This is a genomic window from Chitinophagales bacterium, assembly GCA_020636535.1.
In the GTDB taxonomy this organism is placed as follows: Bacteria; Bacteroidota; Bacteroidia; order Chitinophagales; family JADIYW01; genus JADJSS01.
The window spans coordinates 1,476,148-1,497,998 of record JACJXT010000011.1; the positions used below are offsets into that span (position 1 = coordinate 1,476,148).

21 protein-coding genes are annotated in these 21,851 nt (G+C 31.6%); 14 read left to right on the plus strand and 7 right to left on the minus strand.

Translation table 11 applies throughout. The annotated features are described in order from the left end of the window. Position 1 precedes the first annotated feature (1 nt). Positions 2 to 832, minus strand: a complete 831-nt coding sequence (locus H6553_06910) for a 1,4-dihydroxy-6-naphthoate synthase (protein MCB9033548.1) — start codon at positions 830 to 832, stop codon at positions 2 to 4. Between the two features lie 52 nt (positions 833 to 884). On the opposite strand from H6553_06910, the gene H6553_06915 reads away from it, so the two are divergent. From H6553_06915 to H6553_06945, 7 genes are all read left to right on the plus strand, one after another. Further along, on the plus strand, positions 885 to 2,246 hold the full coding sequence (locus H6553_06915; protein ID MCB9033549.1) for a hypothetical protein: 1,362 nt from the start codon (positions 885 to 887) through the stop codon (positions 2,244 to 2,246). A 12-nt stretch (positions 2,247 to 2,258) separates the two neighbouring features. After that, positions 2,259 to 3,191: a glycosyltransferase family 2 protein gene (locus H6553_06920; protein MCB9033550.1), complete on the plus strand. Its 933-nt coding sequence runs from the start codon at positions 2,259 to 2,261 to the stop codon at positions 3,189 to 3,191. 241 nt (positions 3,192 to 3,432) lie between these two features. After that, complete coding sequence (locus tag H6553_06925; GenBank protein ID MCB9033551.1) at positions 3,433 to 3,699, plus strand: acyl-CoA-binding protein; 267 nt, start codon at positions 3,433 to 3,435, stop codon at positions 3,697 to 3,699. 119 nt (positions 3,700 to 3,818) lie between these two features. Continuing rightward, positions 3,819 to 4,505, plus strand: a complete 687-nt coding sequence (locus H6553_06930) for a succinate dehydrogenase cytochrome b subunit (GenBank protein MCB9033552.1) — start codon at positions 3,819 to 3,821, stop codon at positions 4,503 to 4,505. A gap of 33 nt (positions 4,506 to 4,538) precedes the next feature. Beyond that, entirely contained in the window at positions 4,539 to 6,515 is a 1,977-nt protein-coding gene (locus H6553_06935; GenBank protein MCB9033553.1) for a fumarate reductase/succinate dehydrogenase flavoprotein subunit, read from the plus strand. A 3-nt stretch (positions 6,516 to 6,518) separates the two neighbouring features. Beyond that, positions 6,519 to 6,719, plus strand: a complete 201-nt coding sequence (locus H6553_06940; protein MCB9033554.1) for a hypothetical protein — start codon at positions 6,519 to 6,521, stop codon at positions 6,717 to 6,719. Position 6,720: 1 nt separating this feature from the next. Beyond that, the gene (locus H6553_06945; GenBank protein MCB9033555.1) at positions 6,721 to 7,485 is read left to right on the plus strand and encodes a succinate dehydrogenase/fumarate reductase iron-sulfur subunit; all 765 of its coding nucleotides are present in this window, start codon (positions 6,721 to 6,723) and stop codon (positions 7,483 to 7,485) included. A 128-nt stretch (positions 7,486 to 7,613) separates the two neighbouring features. Here the strand turns inward: H6553_06945 and H6553_06950 are convergent, their stop codons facing one another. Both H6553_06950 and H6553_06955 read right to left on the minus strand, forming a co-directional pair. Continuing rightward, positions 7,614 to 8,210, minus strand: coding sequence for a DnaJ domain-containing protein (locus H6553_06950; GenBank protein ID MCB9033556.1), 597 nt, complete (start codon positions 8,208 to 8,210; stop codon positions 7,614 to 7,616). A 160-nt stretch (positions 8,211 to 8,370) separates the two neighbouring features. Beyond that, the gene (locus H6553_06955) at positions 8,371 to 10,797 is read right to left on the minus strand and encodes a transketolase (GenBank protein ID MCB9033557.1); all 2,427 of its coding nucleotides are present in this window, start codon (positions 10,795 to 10,797) and stop codon (positions 8,371 to 8,373) included. A gap of 151 nt (positions 10,798 to 10,948) precedes the next feature. On the opposite strand from H6553_06955, the gene H6553_06960 reads away from it, so the two are divergent. Together H6553_06960 and H6553_06965 are read left to right on the plus strand one after the other, a co-directional pair. Further along, the gene (locus H6553_06960; protein MCB9033558.1) at positions 10,949 to 11,377 is read left to right on the plus strand and encodes a DUF1573 domain-containing protein; all 429 of its coding nucleotides are present in this window, start codon (positions 10,949 to 10,951) and stop codon (positions 11,375 to 11,377) included. Positions 11,378 to 11,443: 66 nt separating this feature from the next. Next, positions 11,444 to 12,646 carry a pyridoxal phosphate-dependent aminotransferase gene (locus H6553_06965; protein MCB9033559.1) on the plus strand — a complete coding sequence of 401 codons (1,203 nt, stop codon included), beginning with the start codon at positions 11,444 to 11,446 and terminating at the stop codon, positions 12,644 to 12,646. A gap of 347 nt (positions 12,647 to 12,993) precedes the next feature. On the opposite strand, the gene H6553_06970 is transcribed toward H6553_06965, so the two are convergent. The 3 genes from H6553_06970 to H6553_06980 all read right to left on the minus strand — a co-directional run bounded on the left by H6553_06970 (position 12,994) and on the right by H6553_06980 (position 15,102). Continuing rightward, positions 12,994 to 13,959 (minus strand): IS3 family transposase, encoded by a 966-nt coding sequence (locus tag H6553_06970; GenBank protein ID MCB9033560.1) that lies wholly within the window; start codon positions 13,957 to 13,959, stop codon positions 12,994 to 12,996. Then, on the minus strand, positions 13,956 to 14,354 hold the full coding sequence (locus tag H6553_06975) for a transposase (GenBank protein MCB9033561.1): 399 nt from the start codon (positions 14,352 to 14,354) through the stop codon (positions 13,956 to 13,958). Before H6553_06975 ends, H6553_06970 begins: the two co-directional genes overlap by 4 nt. Positions 14,355 to 14,526: 172 nt before the next feature. Continuing rightward, on the minus strand, positions 14,527 to 15,102 hold the full coding sequence (locus H6553_06980; GenBank protein MCB9033562.1) for a rhomboid family intramembrane serine protease: 576 nt from the start codon (positions 15,100 to 15,102) through the stop codon (positions 14,527 to 14,529). A 166-nt stretch (positions 15,103 to 15,268) separates the two neighbouring features. Here H6553_06980 and H6553_06985 point away from each other — a divergent pair, with 166 nt between their 5' ends. Genes H6553_06985 through H6553_06995 form a run of 3 tightly spaced genes read left to right on the plus strand, consistent with a single transcriptional unit; the run spans position 15,269 to position 18,148 of the window. Next, entirely contained in the window at positions 15,269 to 16,390 is a 1,122-nt protein-coding gene (locus H6553_06985; GenBank protein MCB9033563.1) for a Re/Si-specific NAD(P)(+) transhydrogenase subunit alpha, read from the plus strand. A gap of 21 nt (positions 16,391 to 16,411) precedes the next feature. Further along, entirely contained in the window at positions 16,412 to 16,717 is a 306-nt protein-coding gene (locus H6553_06990) for an NAD(P) transhydrogenase subunit alpha (GenBank protein ID MCB9033564.1), read from the plus strand. A 21-nt stretch (positions 16,718 to 16,738) separates the two neighbouring features. Next, positions 16,739 to 18,148, plus strand: a complete 1,410-nt coding sequence (locus H6553_06995; protein ID MCB9033565.1) for an NAD(P)(+) transhydrogenase (Re/Si-specific) subunit beta — start codon at positions 16,739 to 16,741, stop codon at positions 18,146 to 18,148. Positions 18,149 to 18,194: 46 nt separating this feature from the next. On the opposite strand, the gene H6553_07000 is transcribed toward H6553_06995, so the two are convergent. Continuing rightward, positions 18,195 to 19,031: an alpha/beta fold hydrolase gene (locus H6553_07000; GenBank protein MCB9033566.1), complete on the minus strand. Its 837-nt coding sequence runs from the start codon at positions 19,029 to 19,031 to the stop codon at positions 18,195 to 18,197. A gap of 59 nt (positions 19,032 to 19,090) precedes the next feature. Here H6553_07000 and H6553_07005 point away from each other — a divergent pair, with 59 nt between their 5' ends. After that, positions 19,091 to 20,065 (plus strand): polyprenyl synthetase family protein, encoded by a 975-nt coding sequence (locus H6553_07005; protein ID MCB9033567.1) that lies wholly within the window; start codon positions 19,091 to 19,093, stop codon positions 20,063 to 20,065. Between the two features lie 152 nt (positions 20,066 to 20,217). Then, a complete protein-coding gene (locus tag H6553_07010) occupies positions 20,218 to 21,849 on the plus strand; it encodes an FAD-binding dehydrogenase (protein MCB9033568.1) in 1,632 nt (543 codons plus the stop codon). The last annotated feature ends 2 nt before the right edge of the window (positions 21,850 to 21,851 follow it).

The following is a 21,851-nucleotide window of genomic DNA, read 5'->3' on the forward strand; positions in this document are numbered from 1 at the left end:
TTCATTCCATAAAAATTGGTTTGGTAAGTGGAGGAATAATACCTTTTTCCACGCCAACAGCATACATTTTTTGTATTGCTTGCTTACCTTTTTCTCCTAGAGTAATACTGTAATTATTGACATATAAATTAATGTGTTTCAATAAAATATCACTATCCATTTCTTGTGCATGATTAGTAACAAAAGCCGTTGTATGCGATTGATGTTTATAAGCATACTCAATACTTTGTTTAATTAAATCATCAATAGTTTTTTGTAGTTCAATGTCAATAGTTCGCTGAATAGCAATACCACCAAGCGGAATAGGCAGTTGGTATTCACTTTTCCAAAATTCTCCTAAGTCAATAATTTTTAACAATCCTTTTTGAGCATAAGTAAATCTGTTTTCATGTATAATTACACCAGCATTTACTTTCTTATTGATTATAGCATTTTCTATATCAGAAAAAAGCATAAACTGTTTTTGTTGTGCTGCTGGATATTTAATAGAAAATAAAAAATTAGCAGTAGTATATTTTCCTGGAATAGCAATAACACTTTCATTAACAGCAACATCATCAAGTAGAGTAGAAGCAATTAACAAAGGACCACAATTATTGCCTAATGCACTACCACTATTTAATAAACTATAATGTTCATTAGCATATGCATAAGCATGATAACTTAATTTGGTTATAGTAAATTGATTGTTAAAGGCAGCTTGGTTAAGTTGTTCTACATCAGCAAAATGAACTTTGAATGATAAACCTTTAGTGTCAATTTTTTGGTTAACCAATGCATCAAAAATAAAAGTGTCGTTCGGACAAGGAGAGATGGCAATATCTATTTCCATGCATCAAAAGTAGCTGATTTTTAGAGAATAAATTTATTTTTGTTATACAATAATGAAATTAAAGTCATCCAATTATATCATAGCCATTGTTTTAGCTGTCTTAATTACTGTTTTTTCAGTAGCCATACCTTTTTTTTGGGACACTATTCATACTTCTAATGTATTGATTGACTTACAACAAAATGGATTTGCTGGTTTGTTGCTACCAAGCAATTTAGATGCAGGTCATCCACCATTATTTTATGCTTATTTGTACGGTTTTGTTCAAGTTTTTGGTTTGAAACTTTGGGTAGTGCATTTGGCTATGTTTCCATTTGTTTTATTGTTGATGATTGGATTTCAGTACTTGTTGAACTATTTTCAAGTAAAATCAAAATGGAGTATAGTATATTTAGTAGCTATTCCAGCAGTAGCAACACAAGCAATATTAGTGAGTTACGATTTTGCAATGTTGGCTTTATACATTGCTGGATTATGTTTAATACTCAAAGACAGAAAAGTTGGACTCATAATCATTACAGCATTGCTTGCATTGTTTAGTTTAAGAGGCATTTTTCTAGTAGTTGCATTGTATTTAACTCAAGTTTTATTATCTAAAAAATATTCACTTAAATCATTGGTAATCAATTTTAAATACTATATAATTTCAATTATTACTCTAGTGGCTTGGTTGCTCTATCATCATCACGAAATGCACTATTGGATTTCTAATGCAAGTGGTTGGCAAGCACAAAGAACATTGGTAGATATTCATGGTTGCTTTAAAAATGTAATAGCTATTGCTAGAACTCAGTTTGATGTAGGCATTCTGCTACTGTTTTGTTTAAATGCGTATATCTTTTACAAACATAAATCACTCAGAAAGTTACAATTATTTGCAATTATTCCTTTTTTAGTATTGAGTTGTTCATTTGTGCTGTTTTCAAATCCAATAGGACACCGATATTATTTAGTAGTTTATGCACTAGAGTTATTGCCAATCTTAGTTTGGATACAAAATCAAGCGATACTTTTAAAAGCATTTTTGTTTATTGGACTCATCTTGGGAAATGCTCAAATTTATCCAAGTCCAATTTCAAATGCTTGGGATTGTTCTTTGGTACACTTATTATATCATCAACAGAAACAAGCAATTAATGCATTTATTGAAACTAATCATTTAAATAAATCAAGTATTGGTACTGTGTTTCCAATTTATGCATCAACATATCAAACACAATGGAAAGGAGATACTACAATGCTCAACAATGTTCATGGACAAACAATAGACAATCAGTCATTTATTATTTGGAGTAATGTTGGCAATGATTTTTCAGACAAACAACACTTAGAATTACAATCGTGGCATTGTATCTATCAATCGCAAGTTTTAATGGTGCAATTAAAATTATATCAAAATCCAAATAAAAAGTAATAATTTTGTGGAATGGATATTTCTGTAGTAATACCTGTTTTTAACGAAGCTGAGAATTTATCTAAGCTATCTGTAGAGTTAAATAGAGTATTGCAGTCGATGAATAAATCTTATGAACTCATTTTTGTTAATGATGGAAGTAAAGATAAATCGCTTTCAATAATAAAGTCATTAGCTGTTGAAAATAAAGCTGTTAAGTATGTTGACTTAAGTAAAAACTTTGGGCATCAAATTGCTGTTTTTGCTGGTTTAAACAAAGCAAGTGGTAATGCTATTGTAATTATAGATGCAGACTTACAAGATCCACCTAAATTAATTGCAGATTTATATACCAAATTACAAGAAGGTTTTGATGTTGTTTATGCTAAAAGAAAAGAAAGAAAAGGAGAGTCGTGGCATAAAAAACTGACTGCTAAGTATTTTTATAGAGCGATGAGTTATTTATCAGATGTAGAAATTCCATTAGATACTGGCGATTTTAGAATTATTTCTAAGCGAGTAAAAGACATCATTATTAGTTTACCAGAAACCAATAAATTTATTCGTGGTCAAATTGCATGGACAGGTTTCAATCAGACTTATATTGAGTATGAAAGACAAGAACGCTTTGCTGGAAAAACCAACTATTCTTATGCTAAAATGTTTCATTTTGCTTGGGACGGTATTACTTCTTTTTCAGTAACACCATTGCGTTTAGCAACTATATTAGGTTTTATAGTTTCTTTATTGGCTTTTTTTGTGATTTGCTATACATTGTATCAAAAATATATTAATGGCAATGTAGTACCAGGTTGGTCGTCTATAATGATAAGTATTTTGTTTTTAGGTGGAGTACAACTCATTTGCTTAGGCATAATAGGCGAGTACATCGGTAGAATTTTAGAAAATGTAAAAAACAGACCTAAATACATTATTCAAGATACCAATATAGATGACAAAGCGTAATATGGTTTGATTGTTAACCCAAACCAATTATTTGACTTTCTAAAATTCTGCTTTTTTATCAAGGATTTAGACTTATTACAATAAATGCACTTTTTTATTTAAAACATTTGATTTGCCTTAAATATAATAAATATATGCTTCTCAGCCATTTTCTGCAACCATTTTGTCCACTTCGCCTAAAATTTCTTTTCATATTAAATTTCTAATTCGTACTTTACAAGTTCAAACTAAATTTTAAATCATGTCATTACAAGAGCAATTTAATCAAGCACAAGCAGATGTAAAAACACTAACAAAAAGACCAAGCGACCAGCAGCTGTTGGATTTATACGCTTATTTTAAACAAGCTACCGATGGTGATAACGACACCAAAAAACCAGGTATGTTTGATATTAAAGGTCAATTTAAATGGAATGCTTGGAATGATAAAAAAGGCATGACTACCGATGCAGCTATGCAAGCTTATGTAGATTTAGTAACTGTTTTACTAGAATCACACAAAGATTAGTACCATTTTTTAACTATTTATGCACATTTTTATTTTTGATGTGCCAAATATGATTTATATCAGTAGATTTTAATTGGAAATGCTTAGATTTGCGGTGCATTTTTGAAAAAGAATTTTTTATGGCAAAAAGTTATTTATTAGATTCCTCTGTAGGAAAAAAAGTTATCGTAGGATTAACTGGCTTATTTTTAATTTCATTTTTAGTAGTTCATGTGGGCATCAACTCATTAATATTGGTAGATATTATCAATCCAGATGATAATGGTGATTTATTTAATAGTGCAGCACATTTTATGTCGCACTTTTGGTTAATCAGAATCATGGAAATTGGTTTACTATTAGGTTTAATTGCACATATAGCACTAACGCTAAAATTAACATTAGCCAATAGAGAAAACAGACCAGTTGGTTATGCTGTAAGTGCCGCCAATACCAATTCAAAATGGTACAGTCGTTCTATGGCTGTTTTAGGTTCATTATTATTGATGTTCTTAGTCGTACACATGAGCGATTTTTGGTTAGATACTAAAAAAGCATTGTATGTTACTGGCGAACCAGATAATCCATTTTTAAATGTAATACATGCATTAAGCAATCCAATTTTACTAGTAATTTATTTAGTAGGTATTGGTTCTTTAGCATTCCATTTAATGCACGGGTTTCCTAGTGCATTCCAATCATTAGGATTGAATCATAAAAAATATACACCAATTATTAAATGTTTAGGAACTGCATTCTCAATCATCGTTCCTGCTTTATTTGCAATCATTGCTTTAGCTGTTTTCTTGGGTTTAGTAAAACCATAAAAATTAATTATTAGAAATTTATAAATTATACATATGTCATTAGATAGTAAAATACCAAAAGGCCCATTAGAAAAAAAATGGGAAGATTATAAAGGACATGTAAAATTGGTAAATCCTGCCAATAAAAGACACATAGAAATTATTGTTATTGGTACTGGTTTAGCTGGTGCATCTGCTGCTGCTACGCTAGGCGAGTTAGGATATAAAGTAAAAGTTTTCTGTTTTCAAGATTCACCAAGAAGAGCTCACTCTATTGCAGCTCAAGGTGGTATCAATGCAGCAAAAAATTATCAAAACGATGGCGATTCTGTTTATCGTTTATTCTATGATACCGTTAAAGGTGGTGATTATAGAGCTAGAGAAGCTAATGTTTATCGTTTAGCTGAGGTTTCTGGTAATATTATTGACCAATGTGTAGCTCAAGGTGTTCCTTTTGCTAGAGAATATGGTGGTTTATTAAGCAATCGTTCTTTTGGTGGTGTTCAAGTACAAAGAACTTTTTATGCTGCTGGTCAAACTGGACAACAATTACTACTAGGAGCATATTCTGCATTAGAAAGACAAGTTTCTTTAGGTGTTGTAGAAATGTTTTCTAGACATGAAATGCTAGAAATTGTAAAAATTGATGGTAAAGCTAGAGGTATTATTGCTAGAAATTTAGTTACAGGTGAGTTAGAAAGACACTTTGGTCATGCTGTAGTTCTTTGTTCTGGTGGATATGGTAATGTATTTTACTTATCTACTAACGCTATGGGAAGCAATGTTACTGCTGCTTGGAAAGCACACAAAAAAGGTGCTTACTTTGGTAATCCTTGTTTTACGCAAATACATCCAACTTGTATTCCTGTTTCTGGAGATCATCAATCAAAATTGACATTAATGTCTGAATCTTTAAGAAATGATGGAAGAATTTGGGTACCTAAAAAACAAAATGATACTAGAAAAGCTAATGAAATTGCTGAAGACGAAAGAGATTATTATTTAGAAAGAAGATATCCTGCTTTTGGAAACTTAGTACCAAGAGATGTAGCTTCTCGTGCTGCTAAAGAAAGATGTGATGCTGGTTATGGCGTTGGTGCTTCTAAAATGGCAGTATATTTAGATTATGCTTCTGCAATTATGCGTTATGGTCATCAAGAAGCTACTAAATTGAGATTAGACAATCCAACCGACGAAAAAATAAGAGAGCTAGGAAAAGAAGTGGTTAAAGAGAAATACGGCAACTTGTTTGACATGTACGAAAAAATTACTGGCGAAAATCCTTACGAAGTTCCTATGAGAATTTATCCAGCAGTTCACTATACTATGGGTGGACTTTGGGTAGATTATGAGTTACAAACTACCGTTCAAGGTTTATATGCTTTAGGTGAGTGTAATTTCTCTGACCATGGTGCTAACCGTTTAGGTGCTTCTGCATTAATGCAAGGTTTAGCCGATGGTTACTTTGTAATTCCTTACACTATTGGTGCTTATTTAGCTGATGAAATTAGAACAAAAGCTATACCAACTTCTCATGAAGCATTTGTTGAAGCTGAGAAAGAAGTTCAAGATAGAATCAATAAATTGTTGAGTATAAAAGGAACTGAATCTGTAGAAAGTTTCCACAAAAGATTGGGAAAAATTATGTGGGAAAAATGTGGTATGGCAAGAAATGCAGTAGGTTTAAAAGAAGCTATTGAAGAAATTAAAGCATTGAGAAAAGAATTTTGGCAAAATGTAAGAGTAATGGGCGATGCCAATAGCTTTAATCCAGAGTTAGACAAAGCTGGTAGAGTAGCCGACTTTTTGGAATTAGGCGAATTAATGTGTTTAGATGCGTTGAATAGAAATGAAAGTTGTGGTGGACATTTTAGAGAAGAATACCAAACAGAAGAAGGCGAAGCAATGCGTGATGATGACAACTATACTTATGTAGCAGCTTGGGAATATAATGGCGATAGCAACTACAATCTACACAAAGAAGAGTTAGTGTACGAAAACATCAAACTAGTACAAAGAAGTTATAAGTAATCAATGCAAAATGAAAATTCAAATAATAAAACTTTGGCACCTTGGTACGATCCAAACAATCCTAATTTGTATAAAAAAATGACCGAAAAAGAAGTTTTTGAATGGTTATCTCAACACAATGCTTTTATTTGGGCTGCTATGACACCAGAACAAAGAGAACAACAAAAAGAACTTAAAATAAAATCACTTTATAAAAATAATTGATATGGAACACTATAACATGAATTTGACTTTAAAAGTATGGCGACAAAAAAATACTCAAGACAAAGGTAGCTTTGTAACTTATAAAGTAACAGATATTTCTTCTGAGATGTCTTTCTTGGAAATGTTTGATGTTTTGAATGAAAAATTAATTGAAGAAAACCAAGAACCTATTGCTTTCGACCACGATTGTAGAGAAGGTATTTGTGGTATGTGTTCTATGTATATCAATGGAAAACCACATGGTCCTTGGCATGCAACGACTACTTGTCAGTTACACATGCGTGCTTTTAAAGATGGAGATACTATAACAGTAGAACCTTGGAGAGCTAAAGCATTTCCTGTAATCAAAGACTTAGTTGTAGATAGAACAGCTTTTGATAGAATTATACAAGCTGGTGGTTATATTTCTGTAAACACAGGTAATGCACAAGACGCTAACTGTATTCCTATCAATAAAGAAGATGCCGACAATGCTTTTGCTGCTGCTGCTTGTATTGGTTGTGGTGCTTGTGTGGCTGCTTGTAAAAATGCATCTGCAATGTTGTTTTTATCTGCAAAAGTATCGCAATTGGCTTTGTTACCACAAGGACAAATTGAAAGAGAAAAAAGAGCATTGGATATGGTTACTCAAATGGATAAAGAAGGATTTGGTTCTTGTACCAATACAGGAGCTTGCGAAGCAGAATGTCCTAAAGAAATTTCATTAGAAAACATAGCACGATTAAACAGAGAGTTTACCAGTGCAGCTTTATCTAGTAATGAATAAAATAAAGTGATAAATTACACTTATACTAATAAAAATCCGACTCATTGCAGTCGGATTTTTTTGTATTAGTCAAAATAGCAAACTACGACATCTTGCTGTAAAGCAAATTAACAATAGTTCTATCAATTTTATTTTCTGTTACGCATAATTTGTTGAACTTGCTCTTCTGTGAGCCCAAATTTTTCTTGTAAGATTTGATACATCTCTGCTTCTGAAACTTTGTGTTCTATATGATTACTATCAACAATTGCCCAATCATTGGTATTATAATGTGTATTTTGCTCTTGAAGGTTTTTTCTTTCTACTTCTAATTTGTCTGTTTGAATACGCAATACCAAAACAGAAAAGGCAATAATGACTAATAATACTAAAGCTGTATAAGATAATATTTGTACTACTTCTTTCTTTGTATATTCATTATTGCTGGCTTTATATTTTACTTTTTGATATAATGGTGGTATTTCTTGTTGCGTAGTATTTTCGTTTTGTTGTTGTTTGGTTTGATTTTGTTGTTGTATTACTTTATATTGATAGATATATGCTTTTCTTGAAATACTATTTCCTATAACATCATAAGCTTCTTGAATTTCCATAAAAATGGTAGCAGCATATGAGCTACTATTTTTATCAGGATGATATTGTAACACCAATTGACGATATGCTTTTTTTATCTCAGCATCATTTGCCAACCACGAAACACCTAAAATTTTAAAATAATCTTTCAAATTAATACAATCATTTATTTCTCGCAGATTTCGCAGATTCTCGCAGAATAATAAATAAATTAAAACCTACTTTTATCATCATACCAGAAAATTTCGTAGTACAACAGAGAATCTTCCATTCAAAAGTCTTACTCTAAATATTCATTACTCACTACTAAAATCAATACAATAACGGAAATTTAGTTGGATTTGTTTCATACATCATTTTATTAATTAGTCGAAACACATCTTCTGCATTAGGTTTACTAAAATAATCGCCATCTGTACCAAACGCTGCTCTATGTTCTCTAGCAGACAGTGTTCTAGGAACAGCATCTAAGTAGCTAAAAATATTTTGTTTTTCTAGTACTTGTTCTAGCATGTAGGCAGTTCCTCCACCAGGAAAATCTTCATCCATAAAAACTACACGATTTGTTTTTCTGATAGAGTCTCCAATAATTCCATGAATATCAAAAGGTAGAAGCGTTTGTACATCTATTAATTCTACATCTATACCAAAATGATGCAACTTGCCTACTGCATCTTGTGCTATTCTTACACAAGAACCATAAGTTACTAGTGTAATGTCCTTTCCTTCTTTTAAAATTTCAGGAACACCTAATGGCACAGTAAAATCACCTGCATTACTAGGAATCTTTTCTTTTAATCGATATGCATTTAAACACTCAATCACCAAAGCTGGTTCATCGCCTCGTAGTAAAAGATTATAAAAACCAGCAGCTTGTGTCATATTTCTAGGAACACAAACATGCATACCACGCAAAGCACCTAAAATCATTTGCATAGGCGAACCAGTATGCCAAATACCTTCTAATCTGTGTCCACGAGTTCTAACAATTAAAGGAGCTTTTTGTCCACCTTTAGTTCTATAAGACAAACAAGCTAAATCGTCAGACAAAGGTTGTAAGCCGTATAATAAATAATCTAAGTACTGAATTTCTGCAATTGGTCTAAATCCACGCATGGCTAGTCCAATGCCTTCGCCCATGATGGTTGCTTCTCTAATACCTGTATCATAGATTCTATCTTTACCAAACTTTTCTTGTAAACCAGCAAACGCTTGGTTTACATCTCCAATTCTTCCAACATCTTCACCAAAAGCCAATAGCATTTTATCTCGTTCAAAATTAGCAGTAAAACAAGCATTAAGTACTTGATAGCCACTTAAAAATTTTGGTTTTTCTGGATAAGTTACAGTAACCATTGGCAACTTTAATGGAGAATAGCTAGAATTGGTATGCATATAGGAACTATATCGTTCTTTATTGACTAATTTTTGTGTCGCTCTCCATTGTTTTAGTTGTTTAATGTAATCGTGTGATTCATCTTTAGTAAGTACAAGTACTTCTATAATGGTTTCAAAAATATCTCTACGAACTGGTTCTATTATAGTCTTGGCTTTAGCAACAATATCCAATATACTTTCTTTATTTTTTGATATTGAAGCGACTAATTCAATAATATTTAATACTTCATTAAATTCTTCTAATATAATATCATGAAAATTAGACCACGCTGTTTTTTTTGCTAGTACTACTTCTGCTTTTACATTATCTTCTATTGTTTGTAATGTAGTTTCATCTGAAATATTATTATTTAATATCCAAGATTTAAATTGTGCAATACAATCGTATTCTTTTTCCCAATCTAATCGTTCTTGAGATTTATATCTTTCGTGTGAACCACTAGTTGAGTGTCCTTGTGGTTGTGTTACTTCTTCTACATGAATTAAAGCAGGTCGATGTGTTTTTCTAATTTTTTCGGTGGCTTGCATATAAGTAGCTACGAGTTTAGGATAATCCCAAGCTTTTACCTTATATATATCAAATCCATTATACTGTTCATCTGCCTGAAAACCTTTTAGTACTTCAGAGATACTTCCTTTTGTTGTTTGTAGAAGTTTAGGAACAGAAATACCATAACCATCGTCCCAAACTGAAACCAACAAAGGCACTTGCAAAACACCAGCTGCATTTATGGTTTCCCAAAACAATCCTTCGGAGGTACTCGCATCGCCAATAGTAGCAAAACAAATTTCGTTACCATTATTGCTAAAACTATTTTCTCCAATAAAATCTTTTAATGCTCTATACTTTTTAGATGCTAGTGCCAGTCCTAAAGCTCTTGGCATTTGCGATGCAGTTGGTGAATTATCTGCTGCTGTATTTTTCATGAGCTTAAGTGCTTTCCAATTACCATCTGGCAACAAACTTCTTGTAGCAAAATGATTGTTCATTTGTCTTCCGCCAGAATGTGGATCTTCTGCTAAAGATGGATTGGCATACAACTGAGCAAATAATTGTTCTAAACTCACCAATTTAGATGCGAGCATAAAGGTTTGGTCTCTATAGTAACCAGAACGGAAATCGCCATTTTTAAAAGCTTTAGCCATAGCAATTTGTGGCAACTCTTTTCCATCGCCAAAAATGCCAAACTTAGCTTTTCCTGTTAGCACTTCTTTTCTTCCCATTAAACTCATTTCTCTACTTATCAAACAAGTGTAGTAATCTTGTATTACTTCTTCTTTAAAAGCGAGAAAGGATTTTAAGTTGTTCGTGTCTATATTTTCTTGGTTTTGCAAAGACATGCATCACAAAATTAATTTTAATTAACAAGAATAGCATCTAAAATTTCAAAAAAAATACTAATATTGAATGATTGAATAACTATATCATTATAAATGAGTATAAGAATTAGTTTGGTATAGTTTTTGAAGTTTATCAATTAAAAGAAATATTATGAAAACGATTTTATACATTTTTGCTTCATTTTTGTTAGTAGGATTTGCTAATGCACAAGAAAATGGCACTTCTAATATTAAATTTGAGAAGTTAGAACACGATTTTGGAAGTCAACCTCAAGGTAAACCAGTTACTTATGAGTTTAAATTTACGAATGTAGGTAAAACAGCTATTGAATTAGAAAATGTAAAAGCTTCTTGTGGTTGTACTACACCAATTTGGACAAAAGATCCTGTTGCTCCAGGAGAAACTGGTGTTGTTAAAGCACAATATAATATGGCAAGATCTGGTAGTTTTAGAAAATCGATTACGGTTACAACTAAAGATGGTGAAAATATAGTATTGTATATTTCTGGTAATGCTGTTGAACAAACTAATGGTGTTGAAGAAAGTGAACCAAAGTTTCTGACCGATCCAAATAAATAAAATCATTAAAAAGATATAATACAACTCCATGTACAAAATACATGGAGTTTTTTATTTTTGCATCTTATGCCATCAATATCAAATAAAGGAAAAATGATGCCTTCTTCGCCAATTAGGAAGTTGGCTGTATATGCAGAAGAAGCTAAGAAAAAAGGAACTCATATTTATCACCTAAATATTGGTCAACCAGATATTGAAACGCCAACAGAACTTTGGCAAGCAGTACATAGTATGCAAAAGAAAATTTTAGAGTATAGTCCGTCTAATGGTTATGAATCACTTAGAATAAAATATGCTCAATATTTTCAAACAAGATGTAACCTACCTAATTTACAAGCAGATGATATTTTAATTACAACTGGTGCTTCTGAAGCTTTATTTTTTACTTTGCTTTCTATACTTGATGAAAATGATGAAGTCATTATTCCTGAGCCATTGTATGCTAATTATATTGGATTTTCGAGAAGTGGTAATATAAAAGTACGACCTATTGCTACGAGCTTTGAAAATGGTTTTGCTTTACCTAGCATTGATGAGTTTGAAGCTGTTATTAATGAAAACACCAAAGCTATTTTAATTTGCAATCCAAATAATCCTACTGGATATACTTATAGTTATGATGAATTAAATCGATTAAAAGCATTAGCATTAAAACACGATTTATTTATTATTAGCGACGAAGTGTATAGAGAATTTGTATATGCAGAACAAGAACATATTAGCTTATTTAGTTTTGAAGATTTAGCACAACATTTAATTTTAGTAGATTCTATTTCAAAACGATTTAGTGCGTGTGGTGCGAGAATTGGAATGGTTGCAACTAAAAATAAAGAAGTTTTAGAAACAGTGTTAAAGTTTGCACAGCAACGATTAAGTCCGCCAGGTTTAGCACAAGAAGCAGCCAAAGCTTTGTTTGATGTAGACAAAGATTATTTTGTTGCCATTAAAAAAGAATATCAACAAAGAAGAGATACCATAGTTGGTTTACTTAATAAAATTGATGGTGTTGCTTGTCATACACCCAATGGTGCATTTTATTGTATGGTACAATTACCTGTAGCAGATACTGATGATTTTTGTAAATGGTTATTGACTGATTTTAATTATAATGGTGCTACGGTGATGTTAGCACCAGGAAGTGGTTTTTATGCCACACATAACAAAGGCAAGAATGAAGTAAGAATTGCCTATGTTTTAAACAGTGCAGATTTAACACAAGCGGCTAAATGCCTAGAAGAAGCTTTGAAAGTTTATTGTTCAGAGAAATAGTTAAAATTATGCATTTTAGTATATTTCAGTTTCTAAAAATGTTATTTTTGTAAAGCAGAATATCAATAACTCAATCGACATACAGTAAGAAGATTAACAACTCATTTAGTTTGGGAACAAAGTATCAGTTTCTCATATTATGAAGAAGAAATAAAAAATCGTTGTCGTAGTATCCTTTGTCAATTATATGAAGCAGAAGATGGTCTAACATTGAAAGAAGTTGTATTAAAAATTATATTCATATAGAATATTGCCTGATACTAATTAGCGTTCAGAAGAACAAAATAAATTTTGAATATTTTGTTGTTAGAGTAGAGAGAATATAATAGATGAAATGATGTCCATCCCTAAATAGAGTTGACCGTTTTGGTTAAAAAAATATTGTTCATTTTGTTTAAATCCATCGGACAAATAGGAGCTTGCAGGTCTTTGTTGCTAAAAACGAAGTGTGGCTCAAAGCCACCTTCGTTTTTTAAACCTTCGGCATAAATAATCGCTTTTGGTCTTTGTTGCTTTGGTAAAGCTACTACTTCTTTTTCAAAAGCTATGGGTGTTTTTCTGCCTACTGCATTGTGTAGTCTTTTGTTGTTGTAATGTTTTACTGCTCTGTTTGTCATTGTTTTTAATGTTTGATAATTTTTAGGTTGCCAATAAGCTAAATATTCGTTTTTTATGGTTTGATTAATGCGTTCTGCATAGGCATTATCTAATGCTGTTTCTCCCATACTGATTAAAGTATTTTGAGATTTTAGCAGTTTAATATAATCCTTATAAATGTATTGACTACCTTTATCTGAATGATGTACCTGTGGTGCTTGGTTTTGTTTTAATGCCATTTTTAGTGCTTGTACATTAGCTTCGGCTCTTAAACTATCTGATACATGATATCCTACTATTTTCTTGGTATAAACATCTATAATAAATACAGCATAATAAAACTCGTTGTTTACTTTAATATAAGTAATGTCGCTTTGCCATACTTGGCTCGGACTGTGTAACAACATGCCTTGAATTAAGTTAGGATAATACAATTTAGAAGCAGTAGTTGTTCTATGATAGTTTTTCTTTCGTTTGATCCTAAAACCTAAATCCATAAATAAATCTACAAATTTGTCTCTGCCAATAAAATTTGGCTTTAGTGTGTAATACATCTTTTCAACTCCACAACCTGGATGTTCTTGTCGAAGCGTTTCTGCTTCTTTAAGTAATAACATTACTTGTTCATCAAACACGGCTTGCCTTTTAGCATACTGATTTACAGCTTGTTTGCTAATGCCTACCACTTTGTATAACTGATTTAAAGAATAACTCATTTTGTTTTTGTTTGATTTGAAGTGTTGGATTGTGGAGTGGAGTAGTTTTTTTTAATATCAATATCTAGTTCTTCTTTAGCAATGTCTATCATCTTTTCCAAGAAGTCTATCTTAATCTGTTTTTGACCAACTATGGCTTCTAACAATTTAATTTTGTCTTGTAATTCTTTTACTTTTTTTGTGCTGCTTTCTGTGTGTTCCACCATACGATATCCTTTTTCATTGTACTTTGAATACTTATAAATCCAGCTGTAAATTAGAGAATCTGATATGTCATGCAGTCGCTCAAGTTCAACTACACTATACCTACCAGTTTCAAACTCTTTTACTAGACTTAGCTTAAATGAGTCACTAAATTTACGATGTTTTCTAATCTTTTTTAAATTTGCTTTCATCTTGTTTTCCGTTTGTAAAACGGTCAACCTATTTCAGGGACGGACATGAATATTTGGAACATCACAGAAATTCAAAAGATGAGGATAAAAATAATTTTATTCTTGAATGAGAATGTACCAATAGTATTTTTAGTCCATCAACCAAATCTATAGACTGAAAGTCTATGTTGGTTTACCTCCTTTCCTCCAAAAATTTATCAAAACTTTTGCGGTCATCTGTATTTTCTTCAAAATCATCTGTTGTGTCATCAGTTTGATGAGTATTTCTAAATAGAATAGCCACTACAAAACCACATATAGCACCAAATAAATGAGCTTCCCAAGATACACTACTATCATATGGTACAATTCCCCAAACCAATCCACCATATAATAAAGCAACTATTAAAGAAACAGCAATAGATAACATATTGTTCCTATAAAATCCGGTAAAAAATAAATATGATGCCAAACCATATACCAAACCACTTGCACCAATATGATACGCAGGTCGAGCAAAAATCCAAACTAAAATATTAGTACTTAGGTAAATGAGTCCAAATATTAAAAAACTATATCGTTGATGCGTATATAAAAAAAGTAGCATCAAGATAATAAAAGGAAAAGTGTTAGAGATTAAATGTTCAAAACTACCATGAATAAAAGGTGAAGTAATTATTCCAAGTAACGAATTGATTGCTCTAGGATAAATTCCTAAAATACCTAAGTCTATTTTTAAGAAAAAACCAAGTAGATAAATCAACCACATCAGTAGTACAAATCCAATTACAAATCCAATTTTTCTTTTATTCATCTCTTTTTCAAATAAATTTATCACAAGTATAAAATAAATTCTGAGTTATAGGTAACTTTATATTAAAATACAGAATTCGTAAAAATTGTTAAAAAGTTTATTTTTGTAAAAATTTTTTTAGATGATAATTGCTGTTCCTAAAGAAACAAAGTTCAAAGAAAATAGAGTGGCTATTACGCCAACCGTAGCAAAAGAAATTATAAGCAAAGGTTTTCAAGTAATTATTGAAGCTGGAGCTGGTTTAAATTCTTATTATAATGATGACAATTATACTGCAGTAGGTTGTAAAATTGCAAGCAATAGCAACGAAGTTTACAGTCAGGCAGATGTTGTACTTAAAGTAAATGCACCACAAGCCGATGAAATCGCTCAGATGAAAAAAGGAGCGAAGCTAATTTCGTTTATGTGGGCTGCTACTAATCCAGAATTGGTAGATGCTTGTGCTAAAGCTGGTATTTCTGCATTTTCTATGGATGCTGTGCCAAGAATTTCTCGTGCTCAAAAAATGGATGCCTTATCGTCTCAAGCCAATTTAGCAGGTTATAAGTCAGTGTTGATGTGTGCTAATCAAATTGGTAAAATTTTACCAATGATGACTACTGCTGCTGGTACTATTCGTCCTTCTAAAGTAGTGATTTTTGGTGCCGGTGTAGCTGGATTACAAGCTATTGCTACTGCAAAAAGATTAGGTGCTATTGTAGAAGTAACCGACATTAGACCTGAAACGAAAGAGCAAGTAGAATCTTTAGGTGGAAAATTCATCGAAGTAAAAGGCGATGATTCTATTAAAATGGAAGGTGGATATGTAAAAGGTGTATCGGAAGAGTTTTTAAAGAAACAACAAGAGTTGGTAGCCAAACATGTTAAAGAAGCAGACATTGTAATTACTACGGCTTTAATTCCTGGAAGAAAAGCACCAGTTTTAGTAACTGATGATATGGTGAAAAGCATGAAATTTGGTTCTGTTATTTTAGATATGGCTGTAGAACAAGGTGGAAATGTGGTAGGAAGCAAACTCAATGAAACTATTGTTCTTAATGGCGTAACTATTATTGGAGAAGGCAATATACCATCTTTATTACCAATGAATGCGAGCGACTTATACGCTAAGAATATTCAAACGCTGTTATATCATTTAGCAGATAACGAAGGTTTTAAATGGGAAATGGACGAAGAAATTACCAAAGGTTGCTTAATTGTCCACGATGGCAATAAAGTACATCAATCAGTTTTAAATAATTAAAAATACTTTTAATAAAAATATATGGAAGCAATATTTCAATTTATTATAGAGAACAAAGAGATGATTTACTTCATCGTATTATCTGTCTTTGTTGGTGTTGAAGTAATAGGTGGTGTGCCAACAGTATTACATACACCTTTAATGTCTGGTGCAAACGCTATACATGGTGTAGTAATTATAGGTGCAATTATTGTTATGTTAGATACAGAACCTGATAATATTGCAGGTTTAGTACTCGGATTTTTAGCAGTAATTTTAGGAACACTAAATGTGGTTGGTGGTTTTGTAGTTACCGACAGAATGTTGGATATGTTTAAAAAGAAATAATATTTAATTTAATAGTATATTATGTTTGAAAATTTTAATATTGGCTTACTAGAGATTTGTTATCTTATTGGCTCTATCACTTTCATCGTTGGATTAAAGATGATGGGTAATCCTAAAACAGCAAGAAATGGAAACTTAATTGGTGCTTTTGGTATGACCATAGCTATTTTAGGAACTATATTTTTATATAATAACGCAGAAGGAACAGTACATCGTTCTGCTTTTAAATACGCTTTAATTTTTGGAGCTATTGCCATCGGAACTGTTTCTGGTTGGTTGGTTGCTAAAAGAGTACAAATGACCAAAATGCCAGAATTGGTTTCTATGTTTAATGGTATGGGTGGTGCATGTGCGGCTTTAATTGGTCTAACAGAATTTAATCACAACTTAGGTAATATTGGTGCATTAGGATTTATTATGGCTGGTTTGGTAATTGGTTCTATTTCATTTTCTGGTTCAGTAATTGCTTATTTAAAATTAGCTGGAACTTTGAAAAAGCCAATCAGAATTCCTGCTTATAACATCATCAACAATGTATTTTTTGTAGCAGTAGTTGCATTTGCAATCTATATTGTTGTTAGTGGTGCTTCTAGTCCAATTTTATTGTGGTCATTATTTGCAGCAGCTTTAATTTATGGTGTGTTGTTTGTATTTCCAATTGGTGGAGCAGATATGCCAGTAGTTATCTCATTGTTAAACTCATTTACAGGTTTAGCAGCTGCTTTTGGTGGTTTCTTATATGATAATAAAGTAATGTTAACTGGTGGTATTTTAGTTGGTTCTGCTGGTACATTATTAACTTTAGCAATGTGTAAAGCAATGAACAGACCATTATCTAATGTAATATTTGGTGCTTTTGGTGGCAATAGTGCTACAGCTAGTGGCGATGAAACGCAAGGTACTATTAAAGATATGTCTGCTACAGATGCTGCAGTTTTATTGAATTACTCTAAAAAAGTAGTCATTGTTCCAGGATATGGTTTAGCAGTTGCTCAAGCACAACATATTATACATGAGTTAGAACAATTATTAGAAGAAAGAGGCGTAGAAGTTAAATATGCCATTCATCCAGTGGCTGGTAGAATGCCAGGACATATGAATGTTCTTTTAGCAGAATCTGATGTAGATTACGATAAATTGGTAGAAATGGAAGATATCAATCCAGAATTCGACCAAACAGATGTAGTGTTAGTTGTTGGAGCAAACGATGTAGTAAATCCTGCGGCAAAAACAGATCCAAGTTCACCTATCTACGGAATGCCAATTCTAGAAGTCAACAGAGCTAAAAATATTATAGTGAATAAAAGATCAATGAATGCAGGTTATGCAGGAATTGACAACTTATTATTCTATGATGATAAAACTTCCATGTATTTTGGTGATGCTAAAAAAGCACTACAAGAATTAATTTCAGAAATTAAGCAGTTGTAATTTTTAGAATAGATAAGAATATTTTTAATCATATTAGAATATTATTCTAATTGCTTATCAAGAATGTTATTGTCTCTTCAATCAATTGTTTACTATGAGTAGGTAAAACTTCATCTTCAAAAGGATGTTTACCACCAAAAGTATGTGTAGCATTTTCAATAATATATATTTTACTGTTAGAATTTGATTCATGTAATTGTTTTGCATAGTCAACACTTACAGCTTCATCATTACTTCCATGAATAATTAACCAATTTTGCTCTATTTTTTCTGCTTGTTGTAGTATATTTAAATTTGATTTATTTTTTATATAATCTTCATATAATTGATAATATAAAGGCATATTTTGTTTAGTTCTACCATTATAGGTATATACTACACCATCATTTTCCCACTGTTGTATATCAATTGCATCAATAAAATAATCAAACGAAGCAACACTTGCCCAAGTAATTAATTTTTTTATTCGATGATCTTTAGCCGTCTGCAAAATACTAATACCACCACCACGACTATGACCAATCAAATTTATATTATTTTTATCACCATGATAATGAACAATATTGTCTTCCACAAAATCAACAACAGTATTCAAATCACCTAATTCAATTGACCAATTATTATTGCCAAATTTTTCTAAATCAACAAAATCAGTCATAAATTCAGGCGTAGTACCATTTCCAGAAAAATTAAATTTTACCACAACCATATTATTATCAACCAATTGTTGCATCAACAAACCAAAATGTCCCCAATCTTTAAAACCTTTAAAACCATGAGCAAAAATTACAACTGGATAATTTCCTTTTGCTTCAGGATACCACACATCTAAACTTATTGCTGTTTTATTTGTATTATGTATGATAAGTGGTGCTTTTTTCATAGCACTAATTTAAAGGTTTATTTAGGATAAGAATAATATAAAACATATTTTTGTAGTGCATGAGCAAAACCATAGACGAAATAAAATTACCAATTGACGAAGAATTGCAAATTTTTGAAGAAAAGTTCAAATCGGTAATGCGAAGTCAGGTTTCATTATTAGATAAAGTAAATTCATATATTTATAAAAGAAAAGGAAAGCAAGTGCGACCAATGTTTGTTTTCTTAATAGCTAAGATTTGTGGCGATTTTAATGAAAACACTTATACAGGAGCTTCTTTAATAGAATTACTACATACAGCCACTTTAGTACACGATGATGTAGTAGACGATGCTAACGAACGACGAGGTTTTTTTTCTATCAATGCACTTTGGAAAAATAAAATTGCTGTTTTAGTAGGCGATTATTTTTTAGCGAAAGGTTTATTACATGCTTTAGATACTAAAAATTATAATTTGTTGCACATTACTTCTAATGCGGTACAAAAAATGAGCGAAGGTGAGTTGCTACAAATGGAAAAGGCAAGACGATTAGATATTGAAGAAAGTGTGTACTACGAAATCATAAAGAATAAAACGGCTTCTTTAATTGCAGCAGCTTGCGAAGTAGGTGCAGCTTCTGTTACCAAAGATGAAACTGTAATAGAACAAATGCGATTGCTTGGCGAAAATATAGGAATGGCTTTTCAAATAAAAGATGATTTATTTGATTATGGCGAACACGATATTGGTAAACCAAGAGGCATTGATATTAAAGAAAGAAAAATGACATTGCCATTAATTTATGCATTGAATAATGCTGATAAAAAACAAAAGCAATGGATGATTAATGTTGTTAAAAACCATAACGAAGATAAAGTACAAGTTAATTTATTGATAGAAGCAGTACACAAAAGTGGTGGCATGGCTTATGCCGAACAAAAAATGATGGAGTATAGAGATATAGCACTACAACAACTGTCTATATTCAAAGATTCAGAAGCAAAAACAGCACTACAAACTTTAGTTAATTATATTATAGATAGAAATTATTAATATCAAATAATGTCTACTTTAATATAATCATAAAAATTACTACTAAATATTAATGAATTATCCTACCTTTTTTATAATAATATACAATTTGTTATAAGTTTCATTGAATAGGTGATAACTTAGAATATTGTGTAAATTTTATAAACAGAGATATGATGAGCAATTTTCAAGCCGATCATATTATAGTAGGTGCTGGCTTAGCAGGTATTGTTACAGCAATCGAACTATTAAATAACAATCAAAAAGTATTGCTGATAGATAGAGATGCAGAAAAAAACATGGGTGGCTTAGCTAAACTGTCATTCGGTGGTATGTTCTTTGTCGATTCACCTATTCAACGCAAAAGAGGCATTAAAGACAATCCAGATATTGCACTCAAAGATTGGCTGTCTGTTGCTGAATTTGAAGACAATGATAGCTTACCAAAGCAGTGGGCAAAACTTTTGGTCAATAATACTACCGAACAGGTTTATCATTTTCTTACACAAAGAAATATTAGTTTTTTTCCTGTTGTTCATTGGGTAGAAAGAGGTATGTTTAAACGAGGCAATACTTTTCCACGATTTCATATGGTTTGGGGAACTGGTTACGAACTGTCAGAACAATTGAAACACCACTTACTCAATCATCCAAAAGCCAATAGTTTATTAACGATGGTATTTAATACCAAAATAGATGAAATTTTAACTTCTGGCAATAAAGTAGTTGGAGTAAAAGGTACTAATGAACTTACAAACGAATCATTTACTGCAACTGGAGACAATACCATTGTGGCAACTGGTGGTTTAGGTGGAGATATTAATCAAGTGAAAAAAAATTGGAGCAGCGATTGGGGAACGCCACCAGAAAAAATATTAAATGGTGCTCATCCTTTTGCAGATGGAACAGTTCATTTTGCAGTCGAAAAAATCAATGGAAAACTAACACACTTAGATAAAACTTGGCCATATGCTGCTGGAGTGCACCATCCTCGTCCTACAAAAAATGATGATGGTTTGAGTTTAGTACCACCTCGTTCTGCTTTGTGGCTCAACTACGAAGGAGAAAGAATAGGTCCAGTTCCTTTAATTACTGCATTTGATACTCGTTTTTTGGTTGATGCAATTTGTAGGCAGAAAAAGAAATTTTCTTGGCAAGTAATGAATATGAAAATTTTAAATAAAGAGTTTGCCATTTCTGGAGCAGAATCAAACTTGGCATTTAAAAATAAAAGTTATATTCAAGTAGCTAAAACTTTGTTGTTTGGCAACAGAGCATTGGTAAAAGATATGTTAGACAACTGCAAAGATTTTGTAGTAGCAGATACGCTAGAAGAACTAGTACAAAAAATGAATGCACTAGAAGGCAATAACGATGTAAAGCTAAATTATGTAAAAGATGCCGTTAACGAATATGATGCTCAAATTGAAAGAGGTAAAAAGTTTTATAATGATGACCAATTAAGAAGATTACAAAATTTACGAAATTACATGGGCGATAGATTTAGAAATTGTAATTTTCAGAAAATAAACGATAGTAAACACATGCCATTTGTTGCAATTCGAGAATATATTTTATCAAGAAAAACACTAGGAGGCATTCAAACAAACTTAAATGGTAGCGTGTTAGATAATAGTGGAAATGTAATAGAAGGTTTATATGCTGTAGGTGAAGCTGCTGGTTATGGTGGTGGTGGTATTCACGGAAAAGGTGTTTTAGAAGGTACTTTTTTAACTACTTGTGTGCTTACTGGAAGAATTACAGCACATCATCTTTCAGGTAAACAATTAATTAAAACAATATAATA